Source organism: Reticulibacter mediterranei, assembly GCF_016587455.1.
Genome location: NZ_BNJK01000001.1, coordinates 8516672 through 8536020 on the forward strand (window position 1 = coordinate 8516672; position 19349 = coordinate 8536020).

Annotated in this window: 15 protein-coding genes and 3 pseudogenes; 9 read left to right on the top strand and 9 right to left on the bottom strand. The window is 53.5% G+C overall.

Annotated elements, in window-relative coordinates:
• Nucleotides 1–28 precede the first annotated feature (28 nt).
• Nucleotides 29–241, bottom strand: coding sequence for a hypothetical protein (locus K3T83_RS36535; protein ID WP_220207835.1), 213 nt, complete (start codon nt 239–241; stop codon nt 29–31).
• A 74-nt stretch (nt 242–315) separates the two neighbouring features.
• Nucleotides 316–483, bottom strand: coding sequence for a hypothetical protein (locus K3T83_RS36540; RefSeq protein WP_220207836.1), 168 nt, complete (start codon nt 481–483; stop codon nt 316–318).
• A gap of 627 nt (nt 484–1110) precedes the next feature.
• Here K3T83_RS36540 and K3T83_RS36545 point away from each other — a divergent pair.
• From K3T83_RS36545 to K3T83_RS36565, 5 genes and pseudogenes are all read left to right on the top strand, one after another.
• Nucleotides 1111–1950 (top strand): helix-turn-helix domain-containing protein, encoded by an 840-nt coding sequence (locus K3T83_RS36545; RefSeq protein WP_220207837.1) that lies wholly within the window; start codon nt 1111–1113, stop codon nt 1948–1950.
• Nucleotides 1951–2012: 62 nt separating this feature from the next.
• Nucleotides 2013–2639: a hypothetical protein gene (locus K3T83_RS36550; protein ID WP_220207838.1), complete on the top strand. Its 627-nt coding sequence runs from the start codon at nt 2013–2015 to the stop codon at nt 2637–2639.
• Nucleotides 2640–3054: 415 nt separating this feature from the next.
• Nucleotides 3055–4881, top strand: a complete 1827-nt coding sequence (locus K3T83_RS36555) for a reverse transcriptase domain-containing protein (RefSeq protein ID WP_220203951.1) — start codon at nt 3055–3057, stop codon at nt 4879–4881.
• A complete protein-coding gene (locus tag K3T83_RS36560; RefSeq protein ID WP_220207839.1) occupies nt 4878–5756 on the top strand; it encodes an RNA-guided endonuclease InsQ/TnpB family protein in 879 nt (292 codons plus the stop codon). The genes K3T83_RS36555 and K3T83_RS36560 overlap by 4 nt, the downstream gene beginning before the upstream one ends.
• A 21-nt stretch (nt 5757–5777) precedes the next feature.
• Nucleotides 5778–6113 (top strand): annotated as a pseudogene (locus K3T83_RS36565) (nitroreductase family protein); the annotation flags it as partial.
• 19 nt (nt 6114–6132) lie between these two features.
• Here the strand turns inward: K3T83_RS36565 and K3T83_RS36570 are convergent.
• From K3T83_RS36570 to K3T83_RS36580, 3 genes and pseudogenes are all read right to left on the bottom strand, one after another.
• Nucleotides 6133–7125 carry an NADP-dependent oxidoreductase gene (locus tag K3T83_RS36570; protein ID WP_220207840.1) on the bottom strand — a complete coding sequence of 331 codons (993 nt, stop codon included), beginning with the start codon at nt 7123–7125 and terminating at the stop codon, nt 6133–6135.
• Nucleotides 7126–7403: 278 nt separating this feature from the next.
• Nucleotides 7404–8144: pseudogene (locus K3T83_RS36575) on the bottom strand (ISAzo13-like element transposase-related protein); the annotation flags it as partial.
• Nucleotides 8145–8236: 92 nt separating this feature from the next.
• The gene (locus K3T83_RS36580; RefSeq protein ID WP_220207841.1) at nt 8237–10849 is read right to left on the bottom strand and encodes an ATP-binding protein; all 2613 of its coding nucleotides are present in this window, start codon (nt 10847–10849) and stop codon (nt 8237–8239) included.
• A gap of 493 nt (nt 10850–11342) precedes the next feature.
• On the opposite strand from K3T83_RS36580, the gene nadB reads away from it, so the two are divergent.
• From nadB to K3T83_RS36600, 4 genes and pseudogenes are all read left to right on the top strand, one after another.
• Nucleotides 11343–13004, top strand: a complete 1662-nt coding sequence (gene nadB, locus K3T83_RS36585; protein ID WP_220207842.1) for an L-aspartate oxidase — start codon at nt 11343–11345, stop codon at nt 13002–13004.
• 20 nt (nt 13005–13024) lie between these two features.
• A complete protein-coding gene (gene nadC, locus K3T83_RS36590; protein WP_220207843.1) occupies nt 13025–13867 on the top strand; it encodes a carboxylating nicotinate-nucleotide diphosphorylase in 843 nt (280 codons plus the stop codon).
• Between the two features lie 187 nt (nt 13868–14054).
• A pseudogene (locus tag K3T83_RS58085) lies at nt 14055–15054 on the top strand (acrylyl-CoA reductase family protein).
• A gap of 285 nt (nt 15055–15339) precedes the next feature.
• On the top strand, nt 15340–15654 hold the full coding sequence (locus K3T83_RS36600) for an EthD family reductase (protein ID WP_220207845.1): 315 nt from the start codon (nt 15340–15342) through the stop codon (nt 15652–15654).
• A gap of 131 nt (nt 15655–15785) precedes the next feature.
• Here K3T83_RS36600 and K3T83_RS36605 read toward each other — a convergent pair whose 3' ends face one another.
• The 4 genes from K3T83_RS36605 to K3T83_RS57385 all read right to left on the bottom strand — a co-directional run bounded on the left by K3T83_RS36605 (nt 15786) and on the right by K3T83_RS57385 (nt 19084).
• Nucleotides 15786–16205 carry an acyltransferase family protein gene (locus tag K3T83_RS36605; protein ID WP_220207846.1) on the bottom strand — a complete coding sequence of 140 codons (420 nt, stop codon included), beginning with the start codon at nt 16203–16205 and terminating at the stop codon, nt 15786–15788.
• 12 nt (nt 16206–16217) lie between these two features.
• Nucleotides 16218–16874 carry a TetR/AcrR family transcriptional regulator gene (locus K3T83_RS36610; protein ID WP_220207847.1) on the bottom strand — a complete coding sequence of 219 codons (657 nt, stop codon included), beginning with the start codon at nt 16872–16874 and terminating at the stop codon, nt 16218–16220.
• Nucleotides 16875–17267: 393 nt separating this feature from the next.
• On the bottom strand, nt 17268–18506 hold the full coding sequence (locus K3T83_RS36615) for an MFS transporter (RefSeq protein ID WP_220207848.1): 1239 nt from the start codon (nt 18504–18506) through the stop codon (nt 17268–17270).
• Nucleotides 18507–18958: 452 nt separating this feature from the next.
• The gene (locus K3T83_RS57385; protein ID WP_268963501.1) at nt 18959–19084 is read right to left on the bottom strand and encodes a hypothetical protein; all 126 of its coding nucleotides are present in this window, start codon (nt 19082–19084) and stop codon (nt 18959–18961) included.
• Nucleotides 19085–19349: the final 265 nt, after the last annotated feature.

Genomic DNA, 19349 nt, shown 5'->3' on the forward strand with positions numbered 1-19349 from the left:
GTCGGTCGTCCGTGCCATAAGGGCCGCGCTACTGGGCCGAGAGGAGTTCCGGTGTAATCTCCTGACGAATAGCTTGCAATTGCCTCTCGTAATCTGCTCGCATCTCCGCCCGAAACTGCTCAGGCGTCTTATGAGGAGAGATCGGTTTATAGGTGGACTGTTCGTTTTGCTCTAGAAGCTTCTGTATCCAGTACATCCGCCAGACCTGATAGCGCGGGGTATCCTTTCTCTCTTCTTTCATGATTTCTCTCTGTCTCCTTCTGAGGCAAGCAGAAGCGAGAAGGCTCCCACCTGCCATTGCACGTTCGTACACCACTACTCGTCTTCTTGCTCGTCAGCATCGAGAATGGCGTGAGCTTCCTCTTCTGAGAGAATAGGGATCACCAGTTCGTCGTCCTCCTCGCCGCCTTCAGGAACCGGAAACACGAAGTACTCTTCCTCGTCGTCGTCAAAAGCATTGTTCGTGGTGGTCAGGTTTGCCATATGGTATGCTTCCTTTCCGTCTTAGCAAGAAGACGTGTCGTCGTCAGGTTGAGCGTCAATCTCCAGTGCATCACAAAACAGGACAAAGTCAGCGGCTTGCTCCTCGACATACGAGGGAACTTCTTCCAGGGATTGGGTTTTAAGGTTCTGCTCGTCGGGGGTCCATGTGTATCATCCTTTGCTTAGAATAATATGAACAAATGTTCTGATTGACTACACATCAAAGTTTCGTTACCATACGAGGGCCGCATTGGTTCGAACTCTGTGGCAGATAGTGTGAATGTGTTCCGTCCGGCAAGATAGTCCACATTCACACTGCACAGAAAATGCGCTACAGGCTTTTTCCTCACGTATCCTTCAAGAAAGATTCCAAAGTCGTCAATGTAAAGTCTTCTTTAATCTGGTTGGCAACTCCTAGAGAATATACGCTTCACCATCGTGAAAGCAGGCTTGATATCGTGACTCGAAAGCCCCTTCAAAGTCATCGTACACTACGAAGAATACCAAGCCTACAAACAAGAATACCACAGAGATTGGTAAAAGTCAAGCCGAAGACTACCAAGACTACCAAGATTACGAAATGTATGTTATAATGGGGAAACAGTCCAATAACAACAAGGAGAATATATGCCAAATAGAAAGAAAGCCCCACCAGGAATGTACACGGCTCAAGAAGCTATTGCCATGATCGGTATCCCTTCCACCAACTTTTACACATTGGTCAGGGAGAAAACTATCAAGAAAATTACTTTTCCGGGTAGAACAGAGGGATTCTACTCCAAGTCTGAGATTGATACTTATGCCCGGAACTTGAAGGCGCTTCAACAGCCCTATAGTACAGAGACACTCCAATTTGGACTAGCACTCAATGAAGACATTCCTGCTATTCACGCCTTGACTGCAAGTGTTTCAGGTGGTGAGGCCCATGCAGTCCCAGAGGAAGTGCTAAGAGCATGGATACGCAAGAATCCGCAATCAGTACATATCTTGCGTAAAGGAACAGAGGTCGTTGGGTACATTTCAGCATTTCCGTTGCCTGATGCGACGCTTGATCTACGTCTACGAGGTAGGCTTCTCAATAGGACAATCCCTGTCGATGATATTATGCCTTTTATCCCTAACACAACGCTTTCGCTGTACATTGCTGAGATGGCAGTAAAGCATGCAGATGCATTCATTAAGGATAACGAACCTAATCCCGATAAGCCTGACCCTGTTGCGAGGTTACTTGGAGCAAGGCTTATTAGAGAAACATCTCGTTTCATTAGTCACTTGAGAAGGCAAGGCATTACTGTCAACGAACTCTATGCAGTGGGAACTTCCCCATTTGGTATTCGCATGTGCCGGGAACTTGGGATGACTCCAGTGGATCTACCTGAAGGAGTAAGAGGAGACCGTGTACCCTTTAAGGTCGATTTACAGCAAAATAGTCAATCTGTGGTCGTACGGCGGTTGCGCGTTGTTTAGAGAAGGAAAAGTAGTAATAACCACTCGGTAGCAAACAAAAGAAAGAAGGGAGGAGCAACGTTATGCAGTTAACCGAACGCCACGTCATTGATCGAGCCGATCCTCGTTTTGCAGTCATCGATGAGGCGGCCTTCAAGTCGAAAAATCTGTATAATGCTGCTCTCTACCTCATTCGCCAAACCTATATTTTCGAGGGGAAGTACCTCAACTACAATGAGGTACAACGGCGCATGAAGGCACATGAAGCCTATAAAGCCTTACCCGCCAAAGTCAGTCAGCAAATCTTGATGCAGCTCGATAGGAATTGGAAATCGTTCTTTGAGGCTCTCAAAGCCTACAACGAAGATCCCTCGAAATTTCTTGGTCGCCCCAAACTGCCACGCTACAAGGACAAGATGGATGGCCGTAACATCCTCATCTACACCATTCAGGCACTCAGCGGTGGCCGAGGAAAAGGGGCGTTACAGCAGGGGCTGATCAAGCCATCAGGACTGGCAATCACAGTCAAGACACAGCAAACGTACGTCGATCAAGTACGGATTGTTCCCCGTAACGGGTTTTATGTCGTAGAAGTGAGTGCGCCGCGTCACGCGGATAAAGATCGCCCTCGCAGAGGGCAACAACTAGGGAAACGTTGTTGGCTTCCGCATCTAACGTCAGAGGGAAACCAATGGCGGAAAGCAGCATGATGTGAAAGCGGATAAGATACAAAGGCATTGCGTATCGAAGGGCCGCAAAAGCCGTTGTCTAAGGTTAAAGCTAAACTGCTTAAAGTCTAGTCCTGTCCATACGCAGAACGACGTTGCTGGAAAAATGCCTGAAACCAGTTTCACCGTTTACCATCGGGTTGACGACTTGCCGGGGTAATCCCTAACGGTGATGGAGCTACCAACGGGGTACTTGAAGGACAAACGGACGACCTACGGACGACTCGAAACGTCTTTATCCAACGGAACGCGGGATGGCCTAAAGGGGGCGACCCCCAAGGTCACGGAAACCCCATAGTAATCGCGGAAGTCACGCTCCGCCACGGACATCGGGAAAACCGATGACAGGGTGAAGGGGGTTAGGTAGTTCAGATTGAAAGGAAAGAGGAAACGCGAGATGCGTACTGCCGAAACGATCCTAACAATCATCCAAGAACGCGGAAAACAAGGGTTGCCACTGGAACGAGTATATAGACTCTTGTACAACAAGGATCTCTACCTGCGTGCCTATGCACGCCTTTACGCCAATAATGGCGCAATGACCAAAGGAAGCACCGATGAAACTGTGGATGAGATGTCACAGAAGAAAATCGAACAACTCATCGTCTCACTCCAGGCGAAAACCTTTCGATGGACTCCTGTACGCCGGGTACAAATACCCAAAAAGAATGGGAAAATGCGCCCGCTCGGCATTCCATCCTGGTCGGATAAACTCTTACAGGAGGTCATACGCAGCATTCTCGAAGCGTATTACGATGTACAGTTTTCCGACTGTTCCCACGGCTTTCGGCCCGAACGAGGATGTCATAGCGCACTCCAAACGATACAACATCAATGGACGGGAACACGGTGGTTCATCGAAGGGGATATCGCACAGTATTTCGACACCATAGATCATGGTATTCTAATCGACATACTAGGCAAAACCATCAAAGATGAGCGGTTCTTGTGGCTGATCCAGGGGCTTCTACAGGCAGGATATTTAGAAGAATGGACGTACCATCCTACATTGAGCGGTTCACCACAAGGAGGGGTGGTCAGCCCGCTCTTATCGAATATCTACCTGAACGAACTGGACCAATATATTGTCCAAACACTCATTCCGGCATGCACACGGGGGAAAACCCGCAAGGAACACCTCCAATGGAAAAAGCTGACCAAGCAAATCGGGCGTATGAAAAAGGAAGAGAACCGAGAGGAAGTGAAGCGGCTCAAGCAGCAACGAAACCAAATCCCGGCGAAAGATCCGAATGATCCAAATTACAGACGACTCCGATATGTGAGGTACGCAGATGACTTCTTACTAGGATTTGCAGGTACAAAAGCCGAAGCAGAACAAATCAAGCAAGCCATCGGAGCATGGTTACATGAACACCTCAAACTAACCCTCTCCGAAGAAAAGACGCTCATCACGCATGCGGTAAGCGGGACTGCGCGATTTCTCGGCTACGACATCGTAAACCAACAAGAAAACAACCAGCATACCGCTGGACGCCGCCGAATTAACGGACGCATTGGTTTACGAGTACCAACAGACGTTCTCAAGAAGAAGATCGCCCGATACATGCGCAAAGGAAAAATCGTAGACCGCCGAGAACATCTCGTTCAAAGTGATTACACGATTGTAGCCCTTTACCAAGCGGAATATCGGGGCATCGTGCAATATTATCAACTGGCATACAATGTCTCGACCTTGTATCGGCTCCAGTGGGTGATGTGGGGATCGTTGCTGAGAACGCTTGCGAACAAGCACAAAATCAGCAGCAAGAAAATCCACCAGCGATATGTTACCAAAACAACCACACCAGAGGGGAAAACTCTCAGATGTTTGGAAGTCAAGGTCGCCCGCAATGGAAAACCTCCACTTATTGCGCGCTTTGGGGGTCTGTCACTGATACGAAAACCCCTGGCAATTCTTAATGACCAGCCGCCTAAAACCTGGAACCAGAGGACCGAACTACTCGAACGGCTACTAGCAGACACCTGTGAACTTTGCGGGAGCCGGGAGAAGGTTGAAGTCCACCATGTCCACAAACTAGCAGATCTGAACCAGAGAGGGCGAAAAACAATGGAGAACTGGAAACGCTACATGATAGCACGCCGGAGAAAAACCATTGTGGCCTGCCGGACCTGTCATCTCGCGATCCATCAGGGAACAATCGATCAACGACTGACGGAACGAGGCACATCTTGGAAAGAACTACTGGAGAGCCGTGTACAGTGAAAATTGTCAGCACGGTTCGGAGGGGGGCACACGGAAAAGGGCTGATACAGTACCTCGCCGGGGTGCCTACCCTACTCTACACCAAAGAGGCAATACCCGCCTCTGTGAACGCTTCTTACTACGCTGGTATCGATATTGGCATGGATAATCTCGTGGCGCTAACTTCAAACCAACCCGGCTTTGTGTCGGTCCTGGTTAACGGGCGTCCAGTGAAATCCGTGAACCAATATTACAACAAGCGGAAAGCAGAGCTACAGAGCAAGCTCGGGCATACTGGCACAACGAAGCGGATGGAACGCTTGACCAACACACGCAACCGCCGTATTGACCACTATATGCACACAACATCCCGTTGGATCATTGATGATCTGGTGGCACATGGGATAGGGACGCTGGTGATTGGCAAAAATGACGGATGGAAGCAAGAAGCGAACATGGGCAAGCGCACTAACCAGAACTTTGTGTTCATTCCTCATGCGCGGTTCATCCAGATGTTGACCTACAAAGCGGAACTAGCAGGGATTACGGTTCTTCTCACCGAAGAGTCCTACACCAGCCGTGCCAGTTTCCTTGATCGTGATGAGATGCCGATCTATGACCGCAAGCAGATAACAAAACCGACGTTTAGCGGCAAGCGCATTGAGCGCGGGCTGTACTGCTCCAAAGATGGTATCCTCATCAATGCTGATTGCAATGGATCGGGCAATATTATACGAAAAGTAGCTCCTGATGCCTTCGGGTCGGAGGGAGTAGAGGATGGGAAAAGGGTTGTCCCCCTGGTAGTCCATCCCGTGAGGTTGTCGTTCCCCTCACGAAGCCAGAAGACGAGCAATGGCGGAAGCGAGCGATCAAGAGAACACTCGATTTCGCTATGAAACGCTCTGTTTTTTTGGAACTATTTGCTGGAACATTTGCATGAAGTGCCTGCCCTGGTGATCCCCTGTATTCATGGCCGTACAGAGGGTGCCTCGGTGCTTGAACAGGCCAACACCTGGGGATCGATTTTGCCTGCTGTGTGGAGCTTTATGCTGGCGGCTCGTGAGCGTGGCCTCGGGACGGCCTGGACAACGCTCAGCCCCCTCTGCGATCGGGAAGTTGCGGAACTGCTGGGCATTCCTCATGACGAGATTATGCAGGCCGCACTTATCCCGGTCGCATATACGATAGGCACAGATTTTCAGCGCGGCCCACGTGTACCTCTGGAAGAGGTCGTTCACTGGAATCGCTGGTGAACAGCCTTTGTGGGGAAGGCTAGATTGTGGCTTGGCCTTCTTCCACAACGCGCAGCACGATTTTACCGCGCAGATGACCTCTTTCGCCGCGTATGTGCGCCTGACGTGCCTGCGAAAGTGGCACAACTGTATCGATGCCGACGCATAGACGCCCGGCATCGATCAGGCGACCGATCTCTGCAAGTTGTGCTGCATCGGGATGGAGGCTCGGACGTCCCGTACCAATGGTGATGCCAAGTTGGGCGGCGCGTTTGGCAGGGTAATTGCCAATATTGATTCCCACCAGCCTGCCGCCGCGCTTGAGAACGGAGAGCAGGCGATCTCCGTTCGCGCCGCCTACTGTATCGTAGACGAGATCAACGTTGCGAACTACCTGCTCTGTGGGCGTGGCGGTATAATCGATAAACTCATCAATACCCAATTCGCGCAAGAATGTCTCGTGGCGGCTCGATGCTACCGCGATGACATGTGCTCCCTTGATCTTTGCCAGTTGTACTGCAATGTGGCCGACACCGCCAGCAGCGCCATTGATCAAGACAGTCTGACCCGGCTCTAGATCCTGATAGAGAAACTGCCAGGCCGTTAGTGCCGCCATCGGAATCGCCGCCGCCTGGATATAATCGATGCTCACTGGTTTCAGTGCGAGATCCGTGACCGGGGCCGTGGCATATTCTGCATAAGCCTTGCCACCACCAGGAAAGCGAATCATGCCAAAAACTGCATCGCCTTTGCGAAAAGCTGTGACGTCCGGCCCAGTTGTTTCGACAGTACCAGATAGATCGAAGCCAGGAATATGAGGTCGAGAAATTGGCGGAATGGCGTGTCGGAATTGCTCAGGTACATCCGGGAAGCCAGCCCGTGCTCGCCAATCAGCCGGGTTAACGCCTACAGCATGAACGCGAACCAGTACCTCACCCGGTCCCGCAACAGGACGCGGCACATCCTCATAGATCAGGACTTCCGGTCCTCCGTCTTCATAAACCTGGATAGCTTTCATCATTTCCGTACTCATCAAAAATCCTCTTTATGGTTTCTTATTCGTGGTTGTTTGATCGTGCAACCCTCATCTATAATGCTAAAATGGAAGCGTCCAACAAACAATGAGCAGTCAGACTGGAGTGTCGGTTAGCCGACAGAAGAGGGCATTTGTTGGCGAACTAGATCGTTTCTTGCAATTCACTGCGGAACTCCTTGTACCATGGAATATATCTTTCGCTCTTCCAATGCTTTCATAAGATTTTGTGCACAAGGGGAATTTTACGAATGGCGTAACTAGGGATGCAAGAATAATTAATCATCCCGGATAGTAGGCGAAGAACACTTGATATCCACGAACCATTTTTCCAGAGAAGGCAGCCGCTGAATCTGGCTTTCCATTGCCCCCATCGCTTCCTTAGTCAATTTGACGCCAGTCTGATAGATGGTGGTTACCAAGGCAACCACGGGAGATTTCCCTTTCCAAGTCATCGTCCTCGCGTACTGCATCACCGTATCTATGGTATCGAGCAAGGAACCATTCCAGTGCTGTTCGAGAATGCCCCAACACCGTTCAACCGGGTTGTATTTGCTATGATAGGGCGGATAATACGCGAGACGTATGGTCATCTGATACCGCTGAGCGAAATCGAGCAGACGCTGCATAAACTGCGTGCGCCGACTGTGGTTCTCTGGACCATTATCTAAATTGATGACGAGTGTCGTGATCTGGGAAAAGCGCTCTTTCACCGTCTCCCACCAGTCGACTAATCGATCTACGAGGCAGTCGCTGGTCACTTTGGACACCACTCCATAGAAAAAGATCTCGTCCGAGGAGGGCAAGAAAATGCCTACAGGGGTCACGGTGGCCATCGGCTCAAAGTCATGGTCGGCAGCTTTAGTTAGAACGCGACTCTTACCTCCCCGGGCAAAAGGGCCCACCTTGACGATAGCCTTGGCGTCTATTGAGATCCGTAAGGTTTGCTCATCGGCATCAGCCTCCTCGTTGATCTGCCTTACTTGGGCAAAGATGGCATCGGTTTCGGGCAGTTTTTTCTACGGCGGTAATCTTTCTTTGCTGAGTTTTTCTACAAGGAACACAGGTACTTAAGCACGAGCAGAACGGAAAGCAACACAAAGGAATTGGATCAGCGCAGAGGACGCTTGGAGAAGGTGCCAGAATCACTCCCAAGAGCGTAGGCTATGCTTTGTTCTCTGCTCATCGAACTGCCAAGGTGCCATGCTTCCTCAAAGGCTTGCGAGCTGAGGGAGGTATGCAGAAAACTGATCGTATCATCGTAATTGGCACGTGCAGTGGGCGGGACGACCTCCCCCAGGGCGGTGCGTTGTTTCTCCGCAGTGGCGAGAAGGGTGACCGCGCGTGTAAAATCGCCTTGGGCACAAACCACCCTGGCCAGTCCCTCCAGACTACGAGTAAGGAACCAGGTGCCACGCATGCCCTGGCAGAGGGCGATGCTCCTGGTATAGAAGCGAGTAGCCAGCTCATATTCTTCTCGCATCCAGGCGAGATGTCCCAGGCTGCGCAATGGGCCGGTTTGCTCCCAGCGATCCCCCGTTTCCTCGAAGCCGCGCAGGCTCTCCTGATAGAACTGCTCAGCCTGAGTATGGTCTCCTTGCATCTGGAGTACGGTTCCCAGCACGCGTAGTGAACTTGCCAGATTCCAGTGATCTCCCTGCTCATGTGCCAAGCGCACGCTCTCTTCGGCGAGCTCCCTGGCTGTTCTCTGGTTTCCCTGGCTCAGTTCAATTTGGACCAGCAGCCGCAGCGTGCTCGCGAGCAGGGTGTTATCGCCGCCGCGCCGAGCCAGGGCCACTGCTTCTCTTGCCAGGTGCTCAGCCAGGTGCCGTTCTCCCTGAACCCAGACCAGGATGCTCAATCCATGAATTGCTCTCACTAGAGGAATACTCTCAACGTAATGCGGCTCCCCTGCCAGCAGCTTTTCCAACCAACTGCGCCCTTCACTCCAGATGCCTTCATGTAACCAGAACCAGTAAAGCACACCCGCGATGCGCATGCCCACCTCCAGCTCTCCCTGGGAGGAGAGGCTCCAGGCCAGCGCGGCGCGCAAATTCTCCTGCTCGGCTCGTAGCTGCTCCAACCAGATTTCTCGCGCGCCGCTGCGCAACTGGCGATCAGCCTGCTCAACCAGTTTCAAATAATACCGAGCATGCCGCTCTTGCAAGAGAAACGACTCTTGTGAGATCTTCCCTCCCCGCTCTTCTAATTGTTCCTGCCCATAGCGCTTCATCGTTTCCAGCAGACGATAACGGAGGGTATGCGAGCCCGTTCCTCCATGAGCTGAGACGGTCAGGACCAGAGATTTGTTCACAAGCTGGGCCAGGAGTTCCAGCACTTCCCCCGGTTCAATCGTCAGCCCGGCAGAATCGGTCTCCGTTGCAGGCCAGGCGCAGATAGCTTCCATGGCCTCCAGAATACAGTCCCCCGCGAACACACTCAGGCGTCTGAACAGCCGCCGCTCCTGCAGGCTCAGGCTCTCATAGCTCCAATCCAGCGTGGCACGTAGCGTCTGATGGCGGGGCAGCGCCGTACGCCGACCAGCCGTAAGCAGATGGAAACGATCTTCCAGGCGCTCAGCCAGTTGCTCCAGGGAAAGCAGGTTCATCCTGGCGGCAGCCAGTTCCAGCGCGAGTGGGAGGCCATCAAGCTGTTGACAAATGGACGCGATCACCAACGCATTCTGGTCTGTCAGCTCGAAATGGGGCAGAAGTAGGCGCACGCGCGCGAGGAAGAGTTGGACTGCCTCTATCTCTCTGATCTTAGCCGCTGTTACTGGCTGGAGAGAGCGGATAGGCACTGTCAGCGGCGCAACCTGCCAGACCGTCTCCCCCGCAACGTTGAGGGCTTCGCGGCTGGTGATCAACAAAGCCAGCGATGGGCAGATGGCGTGCAGATGTTCCGCGATACTGGCGCAGGCTTCCACTAAATGCTCACAGTTATCCAGAATCAGCAGCATCCGCCTGGTTTGCAAAACCGCGACAAGCGTCTCCAACAGCGGGTGTCCTGGCTGTTCCTGTTGCGCCAGAGTGGTCGCGATGAGGCCGGGTAGCAGGGCAGCATCAGAGAGGGTAGCCAATTCCACCAGCCAGACGCCATCGGCATACTGGTGACGCATGTCTTCGCCAACCTGTTGCGCCAGGCGTGTTTTCCCGCAGCCGCCAGCGCCTGTCAAGGTCACGAATCGGGTGTGTACCAGGAGTTGCTTGATTTCGGCAAGTTCAGAATCACGTCCAATAAAAGCAGTGGGGTGTGGACGAAGATTGGTAGGCGGGTGTGGGACTCCGGAGCTGGTGTGCTCGCCGCGCTCTCCCGCCTGTGTTTCCTGGTGAAGTCCATCTTTCGCGCCTGACGTGTGCGCGGCCTCTCGCAACAGGCGACGGAACCAGCGCTCGTCAAATGAGGGATAGCGACGGTAGGTGCCTGGGCGCTCCTCATATGCCTGAGCAACGGTTTCCCACAGGTGTCGAGCCTCCTGTTCCTCCTCTCCCGGCAACAAGAGGCGCTCAGCCAAAAGAACACCTATCAAGCCCCGTAGGTTATCGGGACCAGGCAAACGCTCGCCACTCTCCCAGAGCTGCAAGGTCCGGGGTTCGACCCCCACCAGCGCAGCCAGGTCGATCTGACGGAGCTTTTTCTTGTTTCCAACTCCTGGTCGCAAACGAAAGAGGCGAAGCAGTTGATCTGGGGAGGCTGGTTCCCGCTCATACTCGGCATGGGGCATCGAGGTCTTTCCACTCCTTTTTGTCTCTACCCAGTTGGGGGAACAAGGCGAACAGTCAATACGAAACGAGACGAACAGTCAATACGAAGGCATATCCATTCTACCACCAGGCAACCGTCAGCTACAATGTGTTCCATCAACAGCGCGAGCCTCTCTTCTAAATAGGAATGTTGACGAAGGGGAAACGGTGAAAATAATTCAAGAGCATGGGTCCTATGACAATGGGATTGCCCAGTATGCCTGAAATAGAAAGGAATGGAATGGTCACACATTTACAACGAGCGTATCCGCCATCTCGCCTGGAGCCAGGGCAAGCCTCCTGATTCCCCACTAAGTGATCGAAGGTCGCCCTTGAGTATGAATGTACTCAAGGGGCGGAACATGAAGGAGAAGAAATACTAAGAAAGAACATTGCTAACCTTTCTTCTCATGCTTTCGCTCTATCTCCATAACATCTTGCCTTTTCTCTTTCTTGGAAAGGAGAATAAGAGATATGCCTATCCTGGATGATAATCAACCCTTTTCTGTCGCGATTGTAGGAGGAGGCATCGCGGGCTTATCGTTGGCCCTGCGGCTTCCCGAAACGATGCGCGTCGTCCTGCTGACCAAGGGTCAGCTCGGCGAGAGCAACACGCGCTATGCGCAAGGGGGACTCGCGGTTGCCTTGGCGCAAGACGACAGCCCGGAATTCCATTTTCAAGATACGATGGCGGCGGGAGCAGGTCTCTGTGATGCGGACGCGGTGCGTATTCTGGTCAAGCAAGGACCGGAGGCCGCGCGCTGGCTGATGGAGCAGGGAGTCCAGTTTGACCGCGCGCAAGCGGGAAGTGAGGCACATGTAACGCCTGATGGGTTTCTGCTTGGCCGAGAGGGGGCGCATAGTCGCTGGCGTGTGCTGCACGCGGGCGGCGACGCGACCGGATATGAGATCGAGCGAGCCTTGACGATGGCTGTGCGTGCGCGTTCCTCCATTACCATCTTTGAAGAAGCATTTGTCGAGGACCTTGTGCTGGAGGGTGGGAAATGTGTGGGTGTACGTGCCAGTGATCGTGATGGACAAACGCTGACACTGCGTGCCGAGGCGACCGTACTTGCGAGTGGTGGCGCGGGCGGCCTCTGGCTCCATACCTCGAATCCCTCTGGCGCGACGGCGGATGGATTAGCACTGGCGTGGCGTGCTGGAGCCGCCTTGGTTGACCTTGAGTTTATGCAGATCCATCCCACCGTTCTCGTCGCCAACGGGACCTCGCACCTGATTTCTGAGGCGGTGCGTGGGGAGGGCGCGTATCTGCGCAATCACGCGGGTGAGCGTTTTATGCCCCGCTATAGCGTGCAGGAAGAACTCGCGCCCCGTGATGTCGTGGCACGGGCCATACTCAGAGAGATGTTGCTTGAGGAAACGGATTGCCAGTACCTGGACCTGCGGCACCTGCCTGCCGAGAAGATGCATGCCCGTTTTCCCACCATTTCGGCCTTCTGTCGTGAGAACGGCCTGAACCTGGCGTGGGATCTACTCCCCATCGCGCCCGCCGCGCACTACTGTATGGGGGGCGTTATGGTCGATACCCATGGGCGAACCAGTGTGCCCGCGCTCTACGCGATTGGCGAAGTCTCATGCACTGGTGTGCATGGAGCGAATCGCCTTGGCAGCAACTCCTTGCTGGAAGGACTGGTCTATGGTCTGCGCGTCGCCGATACCCTGGCTGCGCAAGACGAGCAGAGAGCCTCCATGCCATGGTCTTCACTACGAACTTCATCGATTTTCAAGACGCCTGCGATGGCTTCTGATATGGACGTACAATCGTTATCTGCGATGAAGGAAATGTCTTTCGCGCAAATACGTGGCAAATTGCGGCAGCTGATGTGGGAATATGTCTCTCTTACGCGCAGTCACGACGGCTTATGTACTGTTCAGAAGCGTGTACGAGAGTTACAGACCCTGCTAACCAGAAGACGGGAGGATGAGATGAACCGTAGCTGGCATGAAACACGCAATATGTTGCAGGTCGCCGAACTGGTGATTGTCGCTGCTCTGGAGCGTCGTGAGAGTCGTGGTAGCCATTGGCGTCTCGACTACCAGACAACCGATGAGAACCTTGAGTATCGCCACTTCGCCTGGCAGCGACAGCAGATTGATGGACAGGCAGTCCTTTAGGAAAGAGAGGAACATCCCTTATGCACAAAACCATTCGCGACTTGCTCACGTTGGCGCTTGAAGAAGATGGTGCCTACAACGATATCACCACCTTGAGTACCGTCGCTCAGGATCAACAAGCGCGTGCGCGAATCCTCGCGTGTGAAGATGGCGTCGTGGCAGGTTTGTCCGTGGCCATAGAAACGTTTCGCCTGTTTGATAGCCGGATCACCGTTGACGCGGTCGTCTCCGATGGTGCACCTGTACGAGCTGGTGATGTGCTGGCACGTATTACCGGACCTGCGCGTTCAGTACTCAGCGCCGAACGAGTTGCCTTGAACTTCCTGGGGCATCTCTCTGGGATTGCAACATTGACTGCCCGTTGTGCGGCTGCCCTTGAGGAAACACACGCCCTCGTGCGTGATACGCGTAAGACGACGCCAGGGTTGCGCCGTCTGGAGAAAGAAGCGGTGCGGTGCGGCGGTGGGCAGAACCATCGTTTTAATTTGAGTGATGGTGTGTTGATTAAAGATAACCATATTGTCACCGCCGGGGGTATTGCACAGGTTGTTACAGGCGCGAAATCGCAGGCTCCTCATTCGTTGAAGGTTGAGGTGGAGTGCGAAACCTTGGAGGAAGTACAGGAGGCGTTGAGTGCTGGAGCAGACGTCATCCTGTTAGATAATATGGACATCGAGACGATGCGCCACGCTGTGACCGTTATTCGTGCACAAGCACCGCAGATCTTGATCGAAGCGTCGGGAAATATCGATCCAAACGCTGAGCAACTCGTCGCGATCGCGGGAACTGGTGTCGACTTTATTTCACTTGGTGCGTTGACGCATTCCGCACCCCGTTTCGATGCCTCCTTAGAGCTTGTGTAATCATTGCTGGGGCCTTGCCCAATTTTGGTGAATGATGAGTTTGTCTAACAATTGCTCTCCTTATTCTAAGCATGGAAAGAAGAGCAAAACTGCTGCTCCTGAGGGCCTTTCACCAAGATTAGGCCAGTTCCATAAACGTTCAAAGACATTATGCGCCGGAGGTGCGCCACCTGGAAGGAGAGCAAACATGCCAGCAACGTTTCATGCGTTTATCGTCAACAAGACAGAGGAAAGTTTTAGCGCTGCGCTGGGAGAGCTGAGCCAGGCAGAACTGCCAGCGGGCGAGGTTCTGATCAAGGTGGCTTATTCGGGGGTGAACTACAAAGATGGGCTGGCCTCAAGCCCAGAGGGGAAGGTCGTCGTGCGCACCTATCCCATGATGCCGGGCATCGATCTGGCAGGCGTGGTTGAGGAGTCCAGCGACGCACGTTTTCGGGCGGGCGACGAGGTGATCGTGACCAGCTACGACCTGGGGGGCAGCCACTATGGCGGCTTTAGCGAGTACGCGCGTCAAGGCCGATTGGGTCGTCGCCAAACTGCAAGGGCTAACGCTCAAAGAGGCGATGGCGCTTGGCACAGCAGGCTTTACCGCCGCGCGGGCAGTCCATCAGTTGGAGAAAAATGGGTTGAAACCTGAGAATGGCCCGGTTCTGGTGACGGGCGCGACCGGTGGCGCGGGCAGTATCGCGCTCAGCATCCTGCACAATCTCGGCTATCAGGTCGCGGCCAGCACCGGCAAAGAGGCCGAACACGCCTATAGGTGCCAGCGAAATTCTCGACCGTGCCATCACCTCGGCGGAGAGCAAGCGCCCGCTGGAGAAAGAACTCTGGGCAGGTTGCGTCGATGCCGTGGGCGGCTCAACCCTGGCCTATCTGTTGCGCACCACACAATACGGCGGCTCCATCGCAGCCTTTGGCAACACCGGCGGCTTCAATTTCAGCACCACTGTTCTCCCATTTATCTTGCGTGGGTCAACCTGCTGGGCATCGATTCTGTCACCTGTCCCATGGAGCTGCGGCGCGAATTGTGGCAGCATCTGGCTGATGACTACAAGCCAGCGCACCTCCTGAGCGCTATCGGCCACGAGATCAGCTTCGAGGAACTGCCCGCAGCTCTGGAACGCGTCCTCAAAGGTGAGGCGCGCGGGCACACGATTATCAGGATGGAGAAAAACAGAACAGTTTAGGCGGCGCTGGTGGCCGCAGAGGGGACTTCCCACAAAACCGAAAGCCTCCGATAGACCTCCGCAGCGTCGAGTCATAGGGTTGGTCTGCTTGTAAAGGATTTGCACGCAAGCCTGCACGTCTTCTGAAGTGTTCCGGTGGCTACCAGGCGCTGATAGGGAGCCTGTGTGTAAATACACACGCTTTGAGGCTCATGTTTGATACCACATGGTGTCCTTTCCTGCTACCTCCTTCACAAAAGTGCAAACATAGAGTGACAATAAGTGACTATTGAAAGCGAGGACAATATGGTCAAATTCATTGTACTTTGGAATACCCCGGAAGATCCCGTGGCCTTTGAGCGCCACTATCGCGACGTACATATCCCATTGGTCAAGCAAATGCCTGGCCTGCGACGCTACACCATTGGCCGTCACGTGACGGCGCTTCGCGGAGGCGAACCCTATTATTGGATAGCCGAGTTAGAGTGGGACACCATGGACGCTCTCCAGAAGGCGCGCCAATCGCCTCAAGGCCAGGCAACTGCGCAAGATGCCGCCAGTTTAGTCCGCAGCACTGGAACTAGCTTCCGGAGCATGGCGTATGAGGTGGAAGAAGTCTAGGAGTGCGCCCGACGACACAGACGACTTCTTTTGCGTCTTCCTTCCCTTTTTAGTGGTAATTTGGGCGAATATTCGAACGCAAATACTGGCCTCAGAACCCTTTGTTCGAATATTCGCCCCGGGATGATTAATTATTCTTGCCTTGCCTCCCTAAGAGGATCGAGCACCAGATCATAGACCAACAACGGGATGCCCAGACGTAAGTATCTCTCCCACAGAAAGGTGCGCCCGCCTTTGCGGTCATAAGATCCAGGGGTAAAGTACCCAGAGAGCAGAGAGAAGAAACCCATGAAAAACGCTTGATCGATTGCGGCCAGGATACTCAGGATGATCATTGCCAGCATATCCTTGTTCGGATCTTGATAATACCACGTCCCAAGAGCACCATAGGTGATCGCCAGATGATGCACAATGACCAGAGCGGTCAGCGACACGCGCAGGTTGTCAACGAAGAAGACGCGCGTCCCCTTGGGTGCTTTCAACGACGCATTGAGGGCCTGAGCTGTCGCAGGCTTACCATGAGAAGGCGTGCGTTCAACGTGTGATGACATGTTTGATCCTTTTTATTCAAAGAGCTGAGGGAGCGAAGAATGGTTGAAGAATGATTGCTGTGGTTCCTCAAACAAGGAGGCAGGGAAGCCATGCTGCATGACGTGCAAGACACGATCTGCCATGAGATCTGGATCTGGTTCGTCCTGTTCATCCCACCAGCAGTGGAAGGCCCGGTCCATCAGGCCTTCCAGCAGTGCAGTGAGCAAGGGAATCTCCTCTTCTGAGAACGGAGAAAGGTCGGGAACCTGCTCAAGGAAACGCGTGAACATCTCCAGAAGCATTCCTGGTCCACCAGATCGGGCCGCAACTCCTTCTCCCGTTCTCTCAATCCGAAGAATATCGCGTTGCGCGTAAACCTGATGAAAAATGGCACGAACGACCACAGGCAGGGAAGGATTGTCCTCGTGTGCCATCTCCTCCCCCACCCGCTGGCGTATGGCTTCGAGTCCTTCTGTCAGAACGGTATTGAAGATCGCCTCTTTATCGCGGAAATGCAGGTAAAAGGTACCGACACCAACCGCAGCAGTTTCGGTAATTTCAGTGATCGTGGCGTCATGATAGCCACAGGTCGCAAACACCTTGCGTGCTGCCACAAGAAGGTTGGCACGGGTGCGCGCTCGTCTTCTCGCCCCTCTGGGCTGCTTCACTTGCAAACTTTCCTGATCCATGCTCTATCCATTTCTGAAAGTGATTTCAGTTTCAGAAATGGATAGTACCCTACCAACTGATATCTGTCAAGAGAGGTCATGGAGTGCGCAATCCAGCCTGTTGTTCCTTCCTCTGATCGACACATCCAGGGCAGGGAGTATACGCGATACAGGGTTTCTTTAAGAAAGGAAAAATCAAACATGAAAAAGCTTATGATAGAATTTTACACGTATTCTGGGCCTACCTCTCTCTTCCCAAATCTGGAACAAACAACGAGGACAAGAGCCTGCCAGAAGAGATTCGCCAACTCATCGTTGATCTCCACTGCGAAATGCTAGCGATGAGTTGGCGAGAGATCGCCGGCATTTGCTTTATCCGCTTTGGCCGAAAACCCTCCCATCACAGCGTGAAGTTTACGCTTGTGGGAATGTCGCTTGCCGCATGTGCCGAGAGAGAAACAGCCATCCGGTGATCAGAAGCAGGCCACTCCACACGATGCCCACGGTCGGCAAAATGCCCAGATGCTCCAGGCTCAGCCCAAGTGCGGAAGAGCCAATGGTGAGGACGCTGAATAAGATCAGGCGATAGATGCTACTGACGCGGGCTTGCAGGGCATCTGGGACGACAGCGAAGCGATAGCTGTCCATGAAGATAGCACGGATCGAGTCGGAGAGAGCGATGGTAGCGTATACGGCTCCCAACAGCAGTGGCGTTGTGATGAAGCCATAGAGAGGAAAGACGAACACGAACACAATCAGGGCACAGCAGAGCGCTCGGCCAAAGCGTATGCGCCGAAGCATCGGCGGGCAGAGCGCCGTGCCAAGCAGGTTCCCGACGCCGCCAGCGGCAACGATCAGGCCGTAGAGCATCGGCGGGATATGCTGCTGTTGCACAATAGTCAGGACGAGAAGTACGCTGGCCGTGATGGTGAAGTTGATATAGCTGGAAATCAGGAGGATCGAGCGCACGACCTCATGCTCCCACAGCCAGGTGAGTCCCTCGCGCACTTCTCTGAGCAGGTGGTGACGCTGCGTCCTCCGTTCATCTTGCATGGGCGAGCGGATGGAGAGCAATGAGCCGAGCAAGATCAGAGAGGAAAGCGCGTCGGTGACGAACGGGAGCAGCCTGCTGATGCTAAAGAGCCAACTGCCCAGCGCTGGCCCGACAAGCGCGCAGGAGCCGACGATCACCTCGTTCTGTGCGACTGCTGTGGGGAGTTGGCTCTTTGGCACGACCCATGCCCGTGCTGCCGATGTGGCCAGCTCGTAGAAAAGTGAAATGGCTCCCAGGCCAAAGGCGATGGCGTAGAGGAGAAGCAGCCGCAGTGGTCCACTGGAAAGGCCCAGCGTCAGGGGAATGCTCGCCACGCACACCATCAAGCAGAAGGTAGAGAGCAGCATCACGCGTTTGCGCGGCCAGCGATCCACCAGCGCCCCGGCGGGTAGGCTCAGGAGGACGTAGGGAAGCTGCCCCAGGCTATATGCCAGCCCGGCAGCAGCGATCGAACGCGTCAGTCCCACAATGAGCAGCGGAAACGCGAACTGCGTGCATGAAGTGCCGAGCGAGGAGACGGTCTGGCCGAGCCAGAGCAACAGATAGTCACGATTGCGCCAAAGGGAAACGGGCTGTTGTGAAATGACTTCTGTGTCCATGTATTCTGGTCGCTTTCTCTATGGTAAATAGGCTCAATCTTCCGGCGGTGAATGTGGTGTTGACCATGAAACATCCTTTCATTCGCCTTATTTCTGCAAGAAGGGAAGGAAAATGAGCCCGGCAACATAGGAGGGGTCCAATCAATACGGGGCTGAGATACATTTCAGGATGAAGGCAACGCACACGCTCGCACCAACGCGATCAGCGCTGCGCGTGAGAAGAGCGCTATTCACAAACAGCCACGTAAGCGCGATCTGTGCCGGGCTTACGCCGTCAAAAGCGGTTTCACACCGCTTGAGGGGAACATATATCTTTTACTCATCAGCCAGATGATAGCATGGAGACTGCATCAGTGTCAATGGATACTGGTTACCCCTTTAAACTGTTCTTGAAGAGAGATGAACAAACGGTACGGTTTCATCACTATCTAGATGTAGTCGTTATCCGCAAGTTAGGGCGTCTGTTCGTCGTTAGCGAGGAGATCGATACTACCATTACTCATGGCGAAGAGGGTGTGCTGTCCCAAATTCAGTTCGTGGAGGATCGATACGCTTTCATGCAAAGACTGTTGTTCCATTGTGTTTCCTTTCAGGTATGGTACAATGCTCATATCCAGAAGTAACTCTCAGGGTCGGGCTTAGGCAAGGTTTCAGCTTGCGCTAGGCCGTATTTGTGTGTAAATAATCCAATGCCCTCTCTTCCCTTCTTCTGCTTGCGGCTTGACTTTCGACGTACCTTATTTTCTTTGTTGCCGCAGGCTCCGAACCCTGTTGCGAGGCTACTTGGAGTAAGGCTCATTAGAGAGGCATCTCGTTTCATTAGTCACTTGAGAAGGCAAGGCA

Coding starts and splice junctions, on each gene's coding strand:
- K3T83_RS36580 (WP_220207841.1), bottom strand. CDS start 10,849: ATGCCCCATGCCGAGTATGAGCGGGAACCAGCCTCCCCAGATCAACTG.
- nadB (WP_220207842.1), top strand. CDS start 11,343: ATGCCTATCCTGGATGATAATCAACCCTTTTCTGTCGCGATTGTAGGA.
- K3T83_RS36570 (WP_220207840.1), bottom strand. CDS start 7,125: ATGAGTACGGAAATGATGAAAGCTATCCAGGTTTATGAAGACGGAGGA.
- K3T83_RS36535 (WP_220207835.1), bottom strand. CDS start 241: ATGAAAGAAGAGAGAAAGGATACCCCGCGCTATCAGGTCTGGCGGATG.
- K3T83_RS36545 (WP_220207837.1), top strand. CDS start 1,111: ATGCCAAATAGAAAGAAAGCCCCACCAGGAATGTACACGGCTCAAGAA.
- K3T83_RS36605 (WP_220207846.1), bottom strand. CDS start 16,205: ATGTCATCACACGTTGAACGCACGCCTTCTCATGGTAAGCCTGCGACA.
- K3T83_RS36555 (WP_220203951.1), top strand. CDS start 3,055: ATGCGTACTGCCGAAACGATCCTAACAATCATCCAAGAACGCGGAAAA.
- K3T83_RS36600 (WP_220207845.1), top strand. CDS start 15,340: ATGGTCAAATTCATTGTACTTTGGAATACCCCGGAAGATCCCGTGGCC.
- K3T83_RS36615 (WP_220207848.1), bottom strand. CDS start 18,506: ATGGACACAGAAGTCATTTCACAACAGCCCGTTTCCCTTTGGCGCAAT.
- K3T83_RS36550 (WP_220207838.1), top strand. CDS start 2,013: ATGCAGTTAACCGAACGCCACGTCATTGATCGAGCCGATCCTCGTTTT.
- K3T83_RS36610 (WP_220207847.1), bottom strand. CDS start 16,874: ATGGATCAGGAAAGTTTGCAAGTGAAGCAGCCCAGAGGGGCGAGAAGA.
- K3T83_RS36540 (WP_220207836.1), bottom strand. CDS start 483: ATGGCAAACCTGACCACCACGAACAATGCTTTTGACGACGACGAGGAA.
- nadC (WP_220207843.1), top strand. CDS start 13,025: ATGCACAAAACCATTCGCGACTTGCTCACGTTGGCGCTTGAAGAAGAT.
- K3T83_RS57385 (WP_268963501.1), bottom strand. CDS start 19,084: ATGGAACAACAGTCTTTGCATGAAAGCGTATCGATCCTCCACGAACTG.